Source organism: Vibrio sp. vnigr-6D03 (genome assembly GCF_002835515.1).
GTDB classification, from domain to species: Bacteria; Pseudomonadota; Gammaproteobacteria; order Enterobacterales; family Vibrionaceae; genus Vibrio; species Vibrio penaeicida.
In genome coordinates, this window is record NZ_PIZL01000003.1 from 1 (window position 1) to 13359 (window position 13359).

Consider the following 13359-nt stretch of genomic DNA (forward strand, 5'->3'; position numbering starts at 1 on the left):
GATTTCAAAGAGAAAGAAAACGTTTTTGGCTAAGTCGATGCCGATGATTTTGTGATGTTCCATGGTTAGCTCCTTCATCATTTTGATGTCTTCACTTCAAACATGGTTTAGCACGAATTGAAGTGGTAGGGGGAGACCATCTCATCACCTTAACAGAGCGTTAGTTTCCTTGAGGGAGTAATCAATCCATTGGGAACTTTTGCTTATGGTGAAGTACGCGCATAATTCGGATGATATCGCCTTCAACCCAATATGAAACAATCATTGAAATCTCGGGGATGATGAGTAGTCGACCACGCACACCGTCTCGTTGAACTCCTATAAGAGGTTGTTCTAACAAATTTTCTACTTTTGCTTCGATTAGGTTGTCAGTTTTCTCTGCAGCATCAGGGTTGAAGTCATAGAGAAATTCAAAGATCTTTTCGCGATCATTAAGTGACTCTTCTTCCCATAAAATCATTACTTACCTCGGTTACGAATTCTTGCTTTCCGCTCTTCCATTCGAGATTTAGTAGTTTGATGTTCAACGAAATCCGCTTTTCCTGAGTCAAACTTATCAAATGCTAGGTTTATTTGTTCAGTTAGCCAAGCATCGTGAGATATTGTTTTTCTTTGTTGTTCAGCAAGTTGCTCAGTAAGCTCACGGCAAGCATCGCTTAGTGTGCGACCTTGGCTTTCAGCCATTTGTTGAGCTAGGCGTTTTGTTTCCTCATCAACACGAAATTGAATTCTAGTGTCCATAATATCCCCTTTTGCTTCTGTGTGTGCAAATGTTAGCACTACTCATTGGGATGGGCAACTAACAAACAATTCAAACAGACCAAAAACGCATGGCATTTTTAGTTTACGTTGAGTAATGTGTTTACGGTGGCTTACAGAAGTGGCATTTGTACGTTTTTGGCTACTTAACTGGGCGTTATGTGCTTGAAGAGAAATTGTAAATAACTCTATAGGATTGAGAGTGATAGATCATTTTGAAATTAAGGTAGCTGCATTCGAAGAATGTCGTACGTTTTACAAGAATGCACTAAAGCCATTGGGTATTGAACTCAAGTGGTCAGATGAAAGTGCAGCTGGTTTTGGTCTTTCAAGCGAGCCAAATGTAAGGTTTCTCATCGAAAAAGGCGTCAGCAATTCAAAGTGCCATATCGCTTTCTCCGCAAAGGACAAACTACAAGTTGCTGCGTTTCACGAAGCGGGCTTATCTGTAGGTGGTAAATGCAACGGTAGCCCTGGTTTACGGAGAGACTATGCTCCAAACTACTACGCGGCATTTTTGATTGACCCCGAGGGTAACAATGTAGAGTCTGTTGTGTACCTTTAGTACTTACATAACAAACGACTATGGCGTCAATAGTTAATTTTTAGTCTTTTCAAATTTTGGTGATTAAAGTGGTTGTTTTGCACGGACTGTGTGTTTTTAGCCCCTTAAGCCGACGTTAAACAGCGCGTGACTACTCGTGCTGGGCTTTCTGGGGCTTAGCCCGAAAACCTTATGTTGGTCATTCGTTAGAGCATCGGTGGTTTGCGTGCCAAGTATACACCAGCAGCCATGAGCGCAATACCAACTCCGCGCCGGATAGAGAGTTGGGGTTACGGCGTATTGAACCACCCAAAATTGTCGATCAATGTAGAGGCGAGAATCTGTCCGAGAAGCACCAAAAATACAGTATTGCTGGTACCAATCTTTGGCGCGACCCACGTAATGGATAAAATGTAGAAGGCAAGGAAAATACCGCCCATGAAGTAATGAAACAGAATTTTCCCCAGCAATCCCGGATCAGGTAGTGGTCTGCTAAGCGAGAATGCCAGACTTGCCATCTATGCCATACTCAGGAAGACGCCGGAGGCAGCCACAGGGTTGCCTAGCTTCACACCTAACCAGTTGTTGAGTGTCGCCATGAATGGTATCCCTATCCCAGCTACGACCATGACGACACTCATGCTGAAGGGGGCATTAATCATCTCTCATTGTTATCAGCGTCCCCATTTGATTCCTATCTCCTGTTCCTGTATTCCGTGACCGGAAGTCCACCAATCCCCCAGTTTTCCATGTCAACTTCGTCGATAACTACCATTGTGGTTGCCGGGGACTTTTGAAGAACGTCGACAAGCAAATCAGTTACGCCTTTAATCAGTTCCGATTTTTGCGCTTCTGTCACGCCTTCACGCGTGACCTTAATGTTAACGTAAGGCATTGTTATTTCACTTTTCTTGAATGATTTGGAATATTTTAGCGATGATGCGCCATTGTCCTTCGGTTTTGACAAGCGACAGCAGGTCCACGAAGTCGCGCTCGCCGATGGAACAGCGAACGCGAGCAAGTGCTGTGTTGTCTCCAGCAAATTCAATCGCGTCTACAAAGTCTCGACGCTGCTCACTGCGCGAGGCTGGTGAACTGCGCTGAGCAATTACCTCGCGGTATGTGGACATATCCCGGTAGAGCAATGGCGTCTCGTCAGCCGTGGTATATAAAGCCTGGGGATGAAAAACGGTATCAAACTTCTCCAGATCACAGTAATACAGTGTGTCGAAGTACTTATCGAGCAGGGCATGAACCGCAGAGAAATTGTTCATGCTGTTTCCTCCTGTTCAGGCAGAAGACCCTCGGTCACAAGAGCCTTGACCACGCTTGGGTGCGAGCGAAGTCTCTCCCAAAACGCGTGAGTGCACGGCCAATCGTTTAACGAGAACCCTATAAATTGAGACCAGTTAAGAATCACGAATGCATACGCGTCCGCCACACTGAACTGGCTCCCCAGTAGATAAGGTCTATTATCTGACAGCTGAACTTCGATGGGAGTGATCCTCTTGGCTATCTTGGTCTCTGCAACATGTCGTTCGTCTGTTGTTAGCTCGGTGCCAGTAAAAAAGGGACTAAACGCCTTGTGCAACTCCGAAGACAAGAATGCGAGTAATTCACGTAACTTCGTGCGTTCGAACGTAGTTTCATCGGGTGCTAAGCCTTTCTCTGGTTTGAGGTCGGCCAAGTATTCTAAGATGGCGGGATTCTCGGTAAGTACAAGCCCAGGCTCCAGCTCAAGGGCAGGCACGTAACCATTTGGATTAATTTCGTCGTAATTCCTCCTAGTCTCCGTAATACCTTTAGTAGTGTCAGTTAGCTCAAGGGAAAACTGGATGCCTAGCTCATTGAGCACTATATGCGAGGTCATGGAGCAGGCACCAGGTTTGTAGTAAAGCTTCATAAGCGGTTAATCCTTTTGTTTAGGTGGTTGGGCTGATTATGATATCCAGAAGAAAGTAGATTACTAGACGTAACTACCCGTTTGAGGATAGAATTGGGTTACCTTAAGGAAACCTGGTTACTTTTATGTCATTGAAAGTTCGTCGCAATAAAGGCCCTGAGCCACCTAAGCCATGTATGCTCACTGAATGTATGGCGGTAATTTCGGGGGCTTGGGCTCCTAATGTCATTTGGTGTTTGCGCGCAGGGCCGCGGCGATTCAACGAGCTGCGAATTGATATCCCCCCTATTTCAGCAAAAGTGCTCTCGACACGGCTGGTAGAACTAACAGAGCGCGGTGTCGTTAAACGTCATGTCCGAGATACTTCACCGCCTTCTGTAGAGTACGAACTGACTGAGCTGGGCCATGAGTTGATTCCTGCACTGGATGAGATTGTGAAGGTGGGTCATAAATTGAAGAGGAAGGGATACCTCCGAATGGAAGGTTAGGTGCTACTCAGAAACCCAAGCTGCTTAACAAGTTGTTACACAAAGATAAATTACTCGCTGCACTTGCAATTTACTGGTGAACAAAGCGTGAATCATCAATTGTTCTGCAAGCTTTCGACTTACTTCAAGATCAACTTTGTCCACCATCGAGTCGGCAACCCACTAGCTGACTCAACGCTGCCCCAATACGCGTTTGCAACTCAGCTCTACAGGGTTGACGTTGCGACGCTCTAGTAATGTCTATATACAGTTATAAATGAACGAAGTGTAACTTTCCTCTCTTTGTCACGGTATAACCAAAAGAGTGTTGTTAGGTGAACTTTCGTACATTACTGTTTCTATTGCATTATTTTCGTGTTTCTAGACGCTCAAAAGTCTCGATAAATACGTGCTCGAGGGTTGTTAATGATGGATTTGTCATTTATTTATTCGGATCGCCTTATGATAACTGTTATAACTCGAGAGACTCATGAGTTCTTACAAAGAAGAAAATAGAAAATGGCTCATTAATCTACTTGGATATGTGAAAGCTGACAAAAATCCCGAAGGCTGGACTCATGTTAGTTCTGTTGCAGTAGGGGGGCTTCTTAGCGTCGGCTTCTTAAGGGTTGAAACCAATCTCTTATTGGTTGTTTCTAGTTCCGGCCGTAGCTTGGTTGACTGCGATACTGGAAATAAAATCGAACGAGACTACGAAGAGTATGAAGGTCTAGATGACTGGAATCTACATGCAAAGGAATTGGTAAGTTAAAGGAAGAAACAATTACCATTTGTGGGCTTAATGGTGGTGGATTACCTCAAAGTAATTCGACAGGTGAATTGCTAGAAGTGGTTTCACCTAGTTGGCCAGAGTATGACCTTGTATTATGAAGAGACCACAAGTGTCATTAATCGATGGTCATCAGAGCTATTGCAATATTATCTATACTGGTCACTTGCGAGGTTTTGGTTTTTCTTAGTGTGGTAATTACATAGTGGCAGCTTGCGGAGGTAATTTTGGCATTTGGCAAAGAAATGAAAAGTTATAACAAAGTTGTCAATCGGACATTTTTTTCTTCGTTCCGTTTTGGGGTGGCTTCGCCACTTTACCCCAAAACTCTACTACGCAAAAAATGCCTATTACAGCGGCGTTAGCCATCACGGTGCTTGCTATACTCAAAGTGACAGAATAGTATCACTTTAGTAATCCTTTGGAGCCGTACTTATGAAAGTAGAACTAGTCACATCACTCAAGCGTCAAGCAACGAAGATCCTTGCCGATCTCCATGACACTAAGGAACCAGTCTTAATTACAGAGCACGGCAAGCCGTCGGCATATCTGGTTGATGTTGATGATTACGAGTTTATGCAAAATCGTTTGGCGATTCTGGAGGGTATTGCGCGAGGCGAACGCGCAATAGCTGACGGTAAAATGGTAAGTCACGATGAAGCCAAGGACAAAATGTCAAAATGGCTGAAATAATCTGGACGGAACCAGCGTTATCTGACCTTAATGATATCGCTGAATACATCGAACTTGAAAACGCTTTAGCCGCAAAGCAATTGGTTCAAACGATCTTCTCTAAAGTCGAGAGCCTAGAGGCTTTTCCTGAATCTGGGCGTATTCCTCCTGAACTAGAGCATCTCAGTTATCGCGAAGTTGTTGTTAATCCATGCCGTGTTTTCTATAAACAAGACGGTGGTAAAGTATTTATCCTGTTTGTTATGCCTGCCGAAAGAGATTTGCGTAAGTTCTTGTTGAATAATCAATAACATTTGAATTTGAGCGGCTAACAAACAGTTTAAGCAGACCAAAAACGCGTGGTACTTTTGGTTTGCAGTAATTTTAGTGTTTAAGGCGTATGCAGCGGCGTGTTTTGCGCGCTGTTTGCGGTTTAAACGGGCGTTTTTTGCCTAATTCGAGAGGTCACCATATATATGCAAGTATCATTAAAACCAATGAATGAAGAAACATTCAGGGAGTATTTAAACTTAGCAATCCCTTCTTATGCAAATGAGAATATTGAATCAGGACGTTGGGATGAGAATGGGTCATTAGAGAGGTCTAAAAAAGAATACGATCATCTTTTACCTGAGGGTTTAGAAAGCAAGAATAATTATTTATTTAACGTTATAGAGCATAATAACAACAATAATGTTGGCTATATTTGGGTTAAAGTAGATTCAAAAACTGCCTTTATATATGACATAGGAATATCTGAAGATTACCGTAGAAAAGGCTATGCCAAGTCTGCACTTAATTTGATTGAGGGCGTAGTTTCTAAGCTTGGAGTAACTAGCATAGGGCTTCATGTTTTCCATCAAAACTCTGGTGCACAGGACTTATATAATAGGCTAGGGTATCAAGTGGTTAGCCACAATATGTACAAGGTAATCAGTACATAACAAGGCAATTAAACGGAACAAAAACAGTTGGTTTTTGTTCGTGCCCCACAAAGTATGTCGTTATGTGATGTCTACTTTTTGTGGGGTACATCAGCAGTCACTTTTGTAGTGCATTGGCAGTAGTTTAAGCGGGTGTTAGTTTTATCAAGGAAGAATTATGAATGAATTGGCTTCACTGGAAGAAATTAGAGAAGTTATTGGCGAGCCCAACCCTCTAGCTAGCAAAAAGATCTACAAGAAGTTAAATAGCAGAATGCAGGCGTTCATCCAGACTGCTTCTCTCGTTATGCTGTCTACTGTTGATGAGTTTGGCTTCCCTACTATCTCACCAAAAGGTGACAAAGCAGGCTTTGTACGAGTCCGTGACGAGCACACTCTGTTGTTACCAGAATTGCGTGGAAACAAATTGGCTTTTTCGCTGACAAATATCGTAGAGACGAACAATAAAGTCGGCTTAATCTTTATCCGACCAGGTACAGTGGAAACACTACGAGTTCATGGGCATTGTCGCTTGGTGGAAGGGGGTATATGCGATGAAGTTTCAGGCGAAACACATCGAGCGTTGATGATTCTTGAAATATCGGTAGAAAACGCTTACTTCCATTGTGGTAAGCCGTTGTTACGTAGTAAAGCATGGGATTCAGCCACTTATATGGAACCAATGAAAGTGTCTTTTGGTAAAGAGATTGCTGAGAATACAGATGCAGGCCAAGAGTTTATACGCGAAACTGATAGAGCAGTGGAAGGGCGTTATAAAACAGACCTGTAGAAATAAAACTAACAAATGATTCAATCTGTATTGTGATTACGGTTAAGTGTTCAAGTAAGGTGGTAGCGTTGTTCACAACTTAACTAGGCGTTATAGCGCTATGAAAATCCAAGGGTTGTCAGGTTCTCGAAAATTGCTGGCTTCAGTGTTTTTGAGTTTACTTCCTCAACTAAATCCAAGGTGGAAAGCCATCGTAAACCAAGTTACTGCAAGCTTTAAAAATCAAACCGGTTAGCTGAATTTTTGAAGCTTTGCTTTCTGTTCGCTTCCCAAATTTCTCGACTGAATCGGTGTTTTGAGCTTTGTGATCTGGTTACAGAAAATTTTGTTGGCTAAGATGCCATCTATTGAATGCAAGCTAAGTGCTTCATTACCAAGCGAGTTTGTTTGTATCGCTATAACAAAAGCCTCAAACAGACAACGCGTGGCATTTCTAGTTTGCAGTGAGCTTAAGTGATTTCAGTACTATACAGAAACTTCTGTAATGTATTTCGAGCTACTTTTTATGGGGTACACCAACAATGTTGAGAGGAACTCAAGATGGATACGAGATTTGAAGGTTCATGTTTGTGCGGAAATGTACAATTTTCCGTTGATGGATTCAGTGATAAAGTAGCTAATTGTTATTGCTCAATGTGTCGTAAGTTTCACGGTGCTGCATTTGGAACGCTTGTTGGTGTTAAGGGGTTAAGCTGGCTTTCAGGTAAAGGTTTCCTCAAGGACTTTGTGGCATCAAATGGAACAACTCGAACATTCTGTTCTAACTGTGGCTCAAGCATAGGGTTCAGAGTAAAAGGTGAGCCTCTAGAAAGTATTGAGTTGGCTATATCGACTTTTGATGTTGATATTCCTGTAAAGGTTGATGCTCAAATTTACACCGCCTATAAGCCTAATTGGTGCGAATTACCGCCTGATTTACCTGCCTATTCTGATGGGAGAACAAGCTAGTCGAAAGCCGTTGAGTAATTGCATAGTAAACAGTCCTATGAACTAAGACTCAAATTTTATCGTAGAAGAATTCATTTCAAAAATAGGGTATTTGAAATGGAACTTACCTCGGAAATAGAGTCCAGAATAATAGAAATGGCATGGGAAGATCGCACTCCATTTGAGGCGATTGAGTTTCAATTTGGTTTGAATGAATCTGAAGTTATTCAGTTTATGCGTAGACGGCTCAAATTGAGCAGCTTTAAATTGTGGCGTGAACGCGTTTCAGGACGAAACACAAAGCACAAGAAATTACGAAGCTCAGGCATCATTAGAGGCTATTGTCCAACTCAGTATAAGCAGAGATAGTGGGCGATATCTGACGATCAATCTAAATAGATTCACAGCGCTTGGCACTATTTGTTTATTTTTCTAAATTCTCCGAGCGAGTTGGTGTTTTAAGCTCTGTGGTCTGTTTACTGAAGGTCTTGTTGGCTAAGATGTTGTTTATTCGGTGTGATTTAAGAGATTGATAAATAAATTATTTTTCCACGCTAACAAGCGCTTTAATCCCGTGGAATAGTATTTTGGGCTTTGAGTTAGGTGTTTAGGGGGATCCTCTAGAGGTGGCATTTTTAGGCTTTATAGAGCTGGATACATCAATTTATTGAGAGAGATTATGAATAATACTTTGTTTAAGGTATTGGTATGTAGCTGCATATTTTTATCAGGTTGTGGTTTTAAAACTACCTCTGATGGTGAAGTTGTAGCATGCAGCGGCTCTGTTGAGCCGGGTATTAAGGTTGAAGTTATCGATAAAGAAACAGGTCTCCCTATCTCATGTGGAGCTTCGAGTGTAATTCGTGATGGTGAATTTTTCGATAAAGTAAAGAATCCATCTGGCTCTGGATGTGACGATTCAACAGCTTTACTCGGCGCATATGAGCGTGAAGGAACTTACGAAGTCTCTGTATTTAAAGAAGGCTATCTTGACTGGCGCGTGGAAGATATTTCTGTCTCGTCAAACGTATGCCACGTTAATACAGTAACTATTCAGGCATACTTGGAAAAATAAACACAACAACAGCTCAATCAGCCCAAAGCAACGCGTGGCTATTTTGTAAAGTGATAGCAACTTAATTGAGCGTTACATCGCCGCTGTAAAAATGGAGAACGATATGCCAATCGCAACCTGTATTCTAGCGCCTAGTGTCTCTGGAAAATTAGGTAGTGTTACCGGTTTAATCGAGTTGTGGGGAAAACACTCTGGGTTAGATACATCTGAAATGACGATCATGGTACAGAGAGGTAATGAACAACTAGGCAAAGAGTACTTAGCTGTGAGTACATTAAATTTACCAACGATGTGGTCGCCTAGTCGAGAAATTTGCTTCAAGTTGGTCTGTCGAATGCTATTTCAGAATACTATGATCTTGAGATAAGTAAGGTTATCGTTATGACTTCACTTATTGAATCTAGCTGTGTTGTAGAAGGTGGTGAGGTTATAGAGTGGTAGCCGTTGTATCGTTTCGGTCGTTGTATCATTGAGCCCTAAGTAGTCAAAGTTATTCTCTAAACGAAAATGCTCAAAGCAATGAAGAGCTTTGAGCATTTATTGATTTAGCTGGTTTAAAGGATCATTTCAGCTTTAGGCGGAGAGTTCTTTTCGAACAATCTCTGCACCCTCACTCAAGGCATTGAGTTTGCCTCTCGCAATTTCACGGGATAAAGGTGCCATACCACAGTTGGTGCACGGATAAAGCTTGTCGGCATCAACAAATTTTAGCGCTTTTCTCAAGGTGTCAGCGACTTCTTCAGGTGTTTCAATTTCGTTGGTCGCTACATCAATAGCCCCTACCATTACTTTCTTTCCACGAATGAGTTCAAGCAGGTCAATGGGTACGCGAGAGTTATGACACTCTAGTGAGATAATATCGATATTTGATTTCTGTAGCTTAGGGAAGACTTCTTCATATTGTCTCCACTCGGTACCCAACGTTTTTTTCCAATCTGTATTAGCTTTAATGCCATAACCGTAGCAAATATGCACAGCGGTCTCACACTTCAGCCCTTCAATGGCTCTTTCTAATGTCGCGATGCCCCATTCGTTCACTTCGTCGAAAAATACGTTAAACGCTGGCTCGTCAAATTGGATAATATCAACACCAGCTGCTTCAAGTTCTTTCGCTTCTTGATTAAGGATCTTAGCAAATTCCCAAGCCAGCTTTTCACGGCTTTTGTAGTGTGCGTCATAAAGCGTGTCGATCATCGTCATAGGGCCAGGAAGTGCCCACTTAATCGGTTGATCCGTTTGTTGGCGTAAAAACTTAGCGTCTTCAACAAACACCGGTTTTGGGCGAGAAACAGGACCAACAACGGTTGGGACGCTTGCATCATAGCGATCGCGAATTTTAACCGTTTCGCGTTTCTCGAAATCAACACCACTCAAGTGTTCAATAAAAGTGGTCACAAAATGTTGGCGCGTTTGCTCGCCGTCACTGACAATGTCGATACCTTCTAATTGTTGCTCTTGTAAAGAGACGCGAAGTGCATCGTGCTTGCCATCAGTCAGTTCTTGACCTTCCAGTTTCCAAGGAGACCATAGTTTCTCAGGTTGAGCGAGCCAAGACGGTTTTGGCAAGCTACCAGAAGTTGAAGTAGGTAATAATTTTTTCATAATAAATGCTGCTGTATCTTGTGTTGAATTAAAGCGCGTAATTCGCAGACCATTGCTCTAGAACGTTCTGGTAAGGTTTGATGAAGTGTTCTTCAGCAAACTTACCTTGCTCAATAGCCAACTTACTGCGTTCTTCACGGTCGTAAACAATCTGAGTCAGCGAGTGATCTTGGTTCTTTAGGTTTGGCTTGTAGCAATTCCCTGCAACAGCATTTGCATTGTATATTTCAGGTCGGTAAATCTTTTGGAATGTTTCCATCGTGCTGATTGTGCTAATCAACTCGAGATTGGTGTAATCGTTAAGTAAATCGCCAAAGAAATAAAAGGCTAAAGGTGCAACACTATTTGGCGGCATAAAGTAGCGAACTTGTAATCCCATTTTTTGGAAGTATTGCTCAGTCAACGATGACTCGTTTGGCTGATATTCAAAGCCCAAAACAGGATGCTGATTTTCAGTACGTTGGTAAGTTTTATTATCAGAAACGCTAAGGCAAATTACAGGCAGCTTCTTAAAGTTTTCTTTGTAAACATTCGAATTAACGAAATATTTAAATAGCTTCCCGTGCAGTTCACCAAAATCTCTAGGAATACTAAATTGAGGCTGATCTTTATTATGGTCTAGCAGCAATACGCTAAAATCATAATCTCGCACATAAGAGGAGAAGTTATTCCCAACAATACCTTCAATACGTTCGTTGGTATTATGATCGACAATAAACGTCTTTAATACTTCAATGGAAGGGAAAGCTTGCCCACTGCCTTCGATATCCATATCGACAGAAACGATTTCTAGCTCGACAGAGTAACGATCCCCTTTTGGGTTGTCCCAATGCGCTAAGGCATTAAAACTATTGTCAATCATCTTTAATGCGTTACGCAAGTTTTCTTTGCGGCTGTTGCCTCTCGCTAAGTTAGCAAAGTTGGTCGTGATCCGCGTGCTGTTAGATGGGTGATAGTTTTCATCGAGACAAATGCTATTTATAGTAAAAGTAAAATCTGTTTTCATGTTGATCTAGTAACCTATTTCCTGAGGTGAACGCTGAGTTTATTCCGTACTCTTTCTAGGGTTTAAGTTTTCTTTTTTATATCGAAAGAGTTGTCTTCATAGTTTTTATTATTTATACCAAAAAGTTCTATGAAGAAATCAACTGTAATATTTCTATAATTTAGAGCTGAGAGTGTTTTATACGTGCTTCAGCTCACTAATAAAAATGTATTTATTTCAAACTCAACATGAGAAATATTCATGATCTATTGTGTTTGTAAATTTTAACAGGTGTCAGTTATATTAATTGGCCTGATGCGAAATGGCTGCATACCTGCAGTTAAATAGCTCCTTATCATATTTTAGAGGTGAACTGGGTGAGTGAATTGGTGTTGTTGATTGTATGCTGCGCGTTACTAGGCAGTGTTGTTGGATTTTTGGCTGGCTTGTTAGGCATTGGCGGTGGGTTGGTGATTGTGCCAATACTGAGTGTTATTTTGTTTCAATTTGAAGTTTTACCACCTGATCAGGTGGTCGTAACTGCGATTGCAACGTCACTGGCTTCCATCTTATTCACTTCAACTTCTTCAGCCATTGCTCACCATAAAAACGGAAATGTACCTTGGGACCTAGCGCCTTGGATAATGACAGGCGTAGCTTTCGGTGCGTTGATAAGTGGGTTTATGGCATCGCTACTGCCAGAACAAATCGTTCGCCTAGTGTTTGCCGTGAGTGTAACGCTAATTGCTTTGAAGATGTTTTTAAGCAGTAAAAATAGCGCACCTTCCGATCGCCAAATGCCAGGGAAAAGCCTGTTAACGATTCTGACTACGATTACTGGCGGATTGTCTGCCATGATTGGTATTGGTGGTGGGGCCCTTTTGGTTCCTTTATTAACGTTCTTTTCGCTGGACATGAAAAAAGCGATTGGCAGCGCATCGGCTTGTGGAATTGTCATCGCGTTATTTGGCTCAATAGGTTATATCAGCTCAGGGAGTGTTCATTTTTCCTTAGAAGATGGCTTTGCTGGATTTGTGTATCTACCCGCGTTGTTCGGCATCGTATGTACGTCTTGGTTTACCGCACCTTTAGGCGCGAAAGCGACTCATCACTTACCTGTTTCTACCATTAAGAAAATTTTCGCAGGATTATTGCTCGTAGTAGCGGTCAAAATGATCATGAATTAAAGAAAATACCATTGAGTTTTTTGACCCGCTTTTTGTTGAACATGAGCGGGTTTTTTATGCTTCAATAGCGGTTAAAATACAAGTAGAGCACATGCATAGTATTTATTCGGCACTTCATTTTGGTGGCTAAATCGATGGCAGGGCACAATCAGGAGGTGACTGTGGAAATTCGATTCGGGGAATCCTCAGATGTTCCGTGTATTACTGATATCTTCAACTTCTATATTGAACACACGAATGCTCGTTTTGAAGAGACTCTTTTCACGGTAGAAGATCGGCAAAAATGGTTTTCCCAATTTTCTCGTGCTTCTAAGCATCAAATTTACGTTGCGGTGGAGAGTGGCAAGGTTTTAGGTTTTGCCTGCTCACAGCCCTACAGAGCAATGTCGGCTTTTGACGAAACCGTAGAAGTTACGATTTATTTGGCACCAGACGCCAAAGGACGTGGCGTTGGTTCAAAGCTATATTCTCGATTGTTTTCTGCGATTGAAGAGCAAGGTGTTCACAGGTTGCTCTCCGCCATAGCCCTACCCAATGAGGCTTCTATCGAGCTACATAAACGTTTTGGGTTCAGAGAAGTTGGCGTTTTCAATGAATATGCTAAGAAAAAAGGTCAGTACATCAGTTCAATGTGGTTAGAAAAGGGAATGAACTTGTAAGCGCGTCACCCCAAAGATTGAAGCATACTCAAACAAATCTCTATTGGCGGGGCTCTTTTCGTAGCTACTATATGGG

At 42.0% G+C, this 13359-nt stretch carries 22 protein-coding genes; 13 read left to right on the forward strand and 9 right to left on the reverse strand.

Annotated elements, in window-relative coordinates; translation table 11 throughout:
• Window positions 1-181 precede the first annotated feature (181 nt).
• Both CW749_RS04670 and CW749_RS04675 read right to left on the reverse strand, forming a co-directional pair.
• Window positions 182-460, reverse strand: coding sequence for a type II toxin-antitoxin system RelE/ParE family toxin (locus tag CW749_RS04670; RefSeq protein WP_101110883.1), 279 nt, complete (start codon window positions 458-460; stop codon window positions 182-184).
• Window positions 460-741 (reverse strand): type II toxin-antitoxin system RelB/DinJ family antitoxin, encoded by a 282-nt coding sequence (locus CW749_RS04675; RefSeq protein ID WP_101111040.1) that lies wholly within the window; start codon window positions 739-741, stop codon window positions 460-462. The genes CW749_RS04670 and CW749_RS04675 overlap by 1 nt, the downstream gene beginning before the upstream one ends.
• A gap of 220 nt (window positions 742-961) precedes the next feature.
• Between CW749_RS04675 and CW749_RS04680 the strand changes: the two genes are divergently transcribed.
• On the forward strand, window positions 962-1324 hold the full coding sequence (locus CW749_RS04680) for a VOC family protein (protein WP_101110884.1): 363 nt from the start codon (window positions 962-964) through the stop codon (window positions 1322-1324).
• A 269-nt stretch (window positions 1325-1593) separates the two neighbouring features.
• Here CW749_RS04680 and CW749_RS04685 read toward each other — a convergent pair whose 3' ends face one another.
• The 5 genes from CW749_RS04685 to CW749_RS04700 are packed head-to-tail and all read right to left on the reverse strand — an operon-like array spanning window position 1594 to window position 3206.
• Window positions 1594-1821 (reverse strand): DMT family transporter, encoded by a 228-nt coding sequence (locus CW749_RS04685; RefSeq protein WP_101110885.1) that lies wholly within the window; start codon window positions 1819-1821, stop codon window positions 1594-1596.
• Complete coding sequence (locus tag CW749_RS28055; protein ID WP_145997821.1) at window positions 1822-1965, reverse strand: DMT family transporter; 144 nt, start codon at window positions 1963-1965, stop codon at window positions 1822-1824. It lies immediately after the preceding gene.
• 32 nt (window positions 1966-1997) lie between these two features.
• Entirely contained in the window at window positions 1998-2198 is a 201-nt protein-coding gene (locus CW749_RS04690; protein ID WP_101110886.1) for a 4-oxalocrotonate tautomerase family protein, read from the reverse strand.
• Between the two features lie 7 nt (window positions 2199-2205).
• Window positions 2206-2577: a nuclear transport factor 2 family protein gene (locus CW749_RS04695; RefSeq protein ID WP_101110887.1), complete on the reverse strand. Its 372-nt coding sequence runs from the start codon at window positions 2575-2577 to the stop codon at window positions 2206-2208.
• Complete coding sequence (locus CW749_RS04700; protein ID WP_101110888.1) at window positions 2574-3206, reverse strand: glutathione binding-like protein; 633 nt, start codon at window positions 3204-3206, stop codon at window positions 2574-2576. The genes CW749_RS04695 and CW749_RS04700 overlap by 4 nt, the downstream gene beginning before the upstream one ends.
• 125 nt (window positions 3207-3331) lie before the next feature.
• Between CW749_RS04700 and CW749_RS04705 the strand changes: the two genes are divergently transcribed.
• From CW749_RS04705 to CW749_RS04755, 10 genes are all read left to right on the forward strand, one after another.
• Window positions 3332-3694 carry a helix-turn-helix domain-containing protein gene (locus CW749_RS04705; RefSeq protein WP_101110889.1) on the forward strand — a complete coding sequence of 121 codons (363 nt, stop codon included), beginning with the start codon at window positions 3332-3334 and terminating at the stop codon, window positions 3692-3694.
• Between the two features lie 469 nt (window positions 3695-4163).
• The gene (locus tag CW749_RS04715) at window positions 4164-4445 is read left to right on the forward strand and encodes a hypothetical protein (RefSeq protein WP_101110891.1); all 282 of its coding nucleotides are present in this window, start codon (window positions 4164-4166) and stop codon (window positions 4443-4445) included.
• Window positions 4446-4898: 453 nt separating this feature from the next.
• Window positions 4899-5156 carry a type II toxin-antitoxin system Phd/YefM family antitoxin gene (locus tag CW749_RS04720; RefSeq protein WP_101110892.1) on the forward strand — a complete coding sequence of 86 codons (258 nt, stop codon included), beginning with the start codon at window positions 4899-4901 and terminating at the stop codon, window positions 5154-5156.
• Complete coding sequence (locus CW749_RS04725) at window positions 5144-5446, forward strand: type II toxin-antitoxin system RelE/ParE family toxin (protein WP_101110893.1); 303 nt, start codon at window positions 5144-5146, stop codon at window positions 5444-5446. The genes CW749_RS04720 and CW749_RS04725 overlap by 13 nt, the downstream gene beginning before the upstream one ends.
• A 165-nt stretch (window positions 5447-5611) precedes the next feature.
• Window positions 5612-6079 (forward strand): GNAT family N-acetyltransferase, encoded by a 468-nt coding sequence (locus tag CW749_RS04730; protein ID WP_101110894.1) that lies wholly within the window; start codon window positions 5612-5614, stop codon window positions 6077-6079.
• 157 nt (window positions 6080-6236) lie between these two features.
• Entirely contained in the window at window positions 6237-6848 is a 612-nt protein-coding gene (locus tag CW749_RS04735) for a pyridoxamine 5'-phosphate oxidase family protein (RefSeq protein ID WP_101110895.1), read from the forward strand.
• A gap of 540 nt (window positions 6849-7388) precedes the next feature.
• A complete protein-coding gene (locus CW749_RS04740) occupies window positions 7389-7796 on the forward strand; it encodes a GFA family protein (RefSeq protein WP_101110896.1) in 408 nt (135 codons plus the stop codon).
• A gap of 96 nt (window positions 7797-7892) precedes the next feature.
• Window positions 7893-8144, forward strand: a complete 252-nt coding sequence (locus CW749_RS04745) for a TIGR03643 family protein (protein WP_101110897.1) — start codon at window positions 7893-7895, stop codon at window positions 8142-8144.
• Window positions 8145-8454: 310 nt separating this feature from the next.
• On the forward strand, window positions 8455-8850 hold the full coding sequence (locus CW749_RS04750; RefSeq protein ID WP_101110898.1) for a hypothetical protein: 396 nt from the start codon (window positions 8455-8457) through the stop codon (window positions 8848-8850).
• A gap of 103 nt (window positions 8851-8953) precedes the next feature.
• A complete protein-coding gene (locus CW749_RS04755; RefSeq protein WP_101110899.1) occupies window positions 8954-9217 on the forward strand; it encodes a hypothetical protein in 264 nt (87 codons plus the stop codon).
• Window positions 9218-9423: 206 nt separating this feature from the next.
• Here the strand turns inward: CW749_RS04755 and CW749_RS04760 are convergent, their stop codons facing one another.
• Both CW749_RS04760 and CW749_RS04765 read right to left on the reverse strand, forming a co-directional pair.
• Window positions 9424-10452, reverse strand: a complete 1029-nt coding sequence (locus CW749_RS04760; RefSeq protein ID WP_101110900.1) for a methionine synthase — start codon at window positions 10450-10452, stop codon at window positions 9424-9426.
• Between the two features lie 28 nt (window positions 10453-10480).
• On the reverse strand, window positions 10481-11458 hold the full coding sequence (locus CW749_RS04765) for a DUF1852 domain-containing protein (RefSeq protein ID WP_101110901.1): 978 nt from the start codon (window positions 11456-11458) through the stop codon (window positions 10481-10483).
• 356 nt (window positions 11459-11814) lie between these two features.
• Between CW749_RS04765 and CW749_RS04770 the strand changes: the two genes are divergently transcribed.
• Both CW749_RS04770 and CW749_RS04775 read left to right on the forward strand, forming a co-directional pair.
• Window positions 11815-12624 carry a sulfite exporter TauE/SafE family protein gene (locus tag CW749_RS04770; RefSeq protein ID WP_101110902.1) on the forward strand — a complete coding sequence of 270 codons (810 nt, stop codon included), beginning with the start codon at window positions 11815-11817 and terminating at the stop codon, window positions 12622-12624.
• Window positions 12625-12785: 161 nt separating this feature from the next.
• Entirely contained in the window at window positions 12786-13283 is a 498-nt protein-coding gene (locus CW749_RS04775; RefSeq protein WP_101110903.1) for a GNAT family N-acetyltransferase, read from the forward strand.
• The last annotated feature ends 76 nt before the right edge of the window (window positions 13284-13359 follow it).

Coding starts and splice junctions, on each gene's coding strand:
- CW749_RS04725 (WP_101110893.1), top strand. CDS start 5,144: ATGGCTGAAATAATCTGGACGGAACCAGCGTTATCTGACCTTAATGAT.
- CW749_RS28055 (WP_145997821.1), bottom strand. CDS start 1,965: ATGATTAATGCCCCCTTCAGCATGAGTGTCGTCATGGTCGTAGCTGGG.
- CW749_RS04670 (WP_101110883.1), bottom strand. CDS start 460: ATGATTTTATGGGAAGAAGAGTCACTTAATGATCGCGAAAAGATCTTT.
- CW749_RS04720 (WP_101110892.1), top strand. CDS start 4,899: ATGAAAGTAGAACTAGTCACATCACTCAAGCGTCAAGCAACGAAGATC.
- CW749_RS04765 (WP_101110901.1), bottom strand. CDS start 11,458: ATGAAAACAGATTTTACTTTTACTATAAATAGCATTTGTCTCGATGAA.
- CW749_RS04700 (WP_101110888.1), bottom strand. CDS start 3,206: ATGAAGCTTTACTACAAACCTGGTGCCTGCTCCATGACCTCGCATATA.
- CW749_RS04750 (WP_101110898.1), top strand. CDS start 8,455: ATGAATAATACTTTGTTTAAGGTATTGGTATGTAGCTGCATATTTTTA.
- CW749_RS04685 (WP_101110885.1), bottom strand. CDS start 1,821: ATGGCAAGTCTGGCATTCTCGCTTAGCAGACCACTACCTGATCCGGGA.
- CW749_RS04690 (WP_101110886.1), bottom strand. CDS start 2,198: ATGCCTTACGTTAACATTAAGGTCACGCGTGAAGGCGTGACAGAAGCG.
- CW749_RS04760 (WP_101110900.1), bottom strand. CDS start 10,452: ATGAAAAAATTATTACCTACTTCAACTTCTGGTAGCTTGCCAAAACCG.
- CW749_RS04695 (WP_101110887.1), bottom strand. CDS start 2,577: ATGAACAATTTCTCTGCGGTTCATGCCCTGCTCGATAAGTACTTCGAC.
- CW749_RS04715 (WP_101110891.1), top strand. CDS start 4,164: ATGAGTTCTTACAAAGAAGAAAATAGAAAATGGCTCATTAATCTACTT.
- CW749_RS04735 (WP_101110895.1), top strand. CDS start 6,237: ATGAATGAATTGGCTTCACTGGAAGAAATTAGAGAAGTTATTGGCGAG.
- CW749_RS04675 (WP_101111040.1), bottom strand. CDS start 741: ATGGACACTAGAATTCAATTTCGTGTTGATGAGGAAACAAAACGCCTA.
- CW749_RS04755 (WP_101110899.1), top strand. CDS start 8,954: ATGCCAATCGCAACCTGTATTCTAGCGCCTAGTGTCTCTGGAAAATTA.
- CW749_RS04745 (WP_101110897.1), top strand. CDS start 7,893: ATGGAACTTACCTCGGAAATAGAGTCCAGAATAATAGAAATGGCATGG.
- CW749_RS04740 (WP_101110896.1), top strand. CDS start 7,389: ATGGATACGAGATTTGAAGGTTCATGTTTGTGCGGAAATGTACAATTT.
- CW749_RS04705 (WP_101110889.1), top strand. CDS start 3,332: ATGTCATTGAAAGTTCGTCGCAATAAAGGCCCTGAGCCACCTAAGCCA.
- CW749_RS04730 (WP_101110894.1), top strand. CDS start 5,612: ATGCAAGTATCATTAAAACCAATGAATGAAGAAACATTCAGGGAGTAT.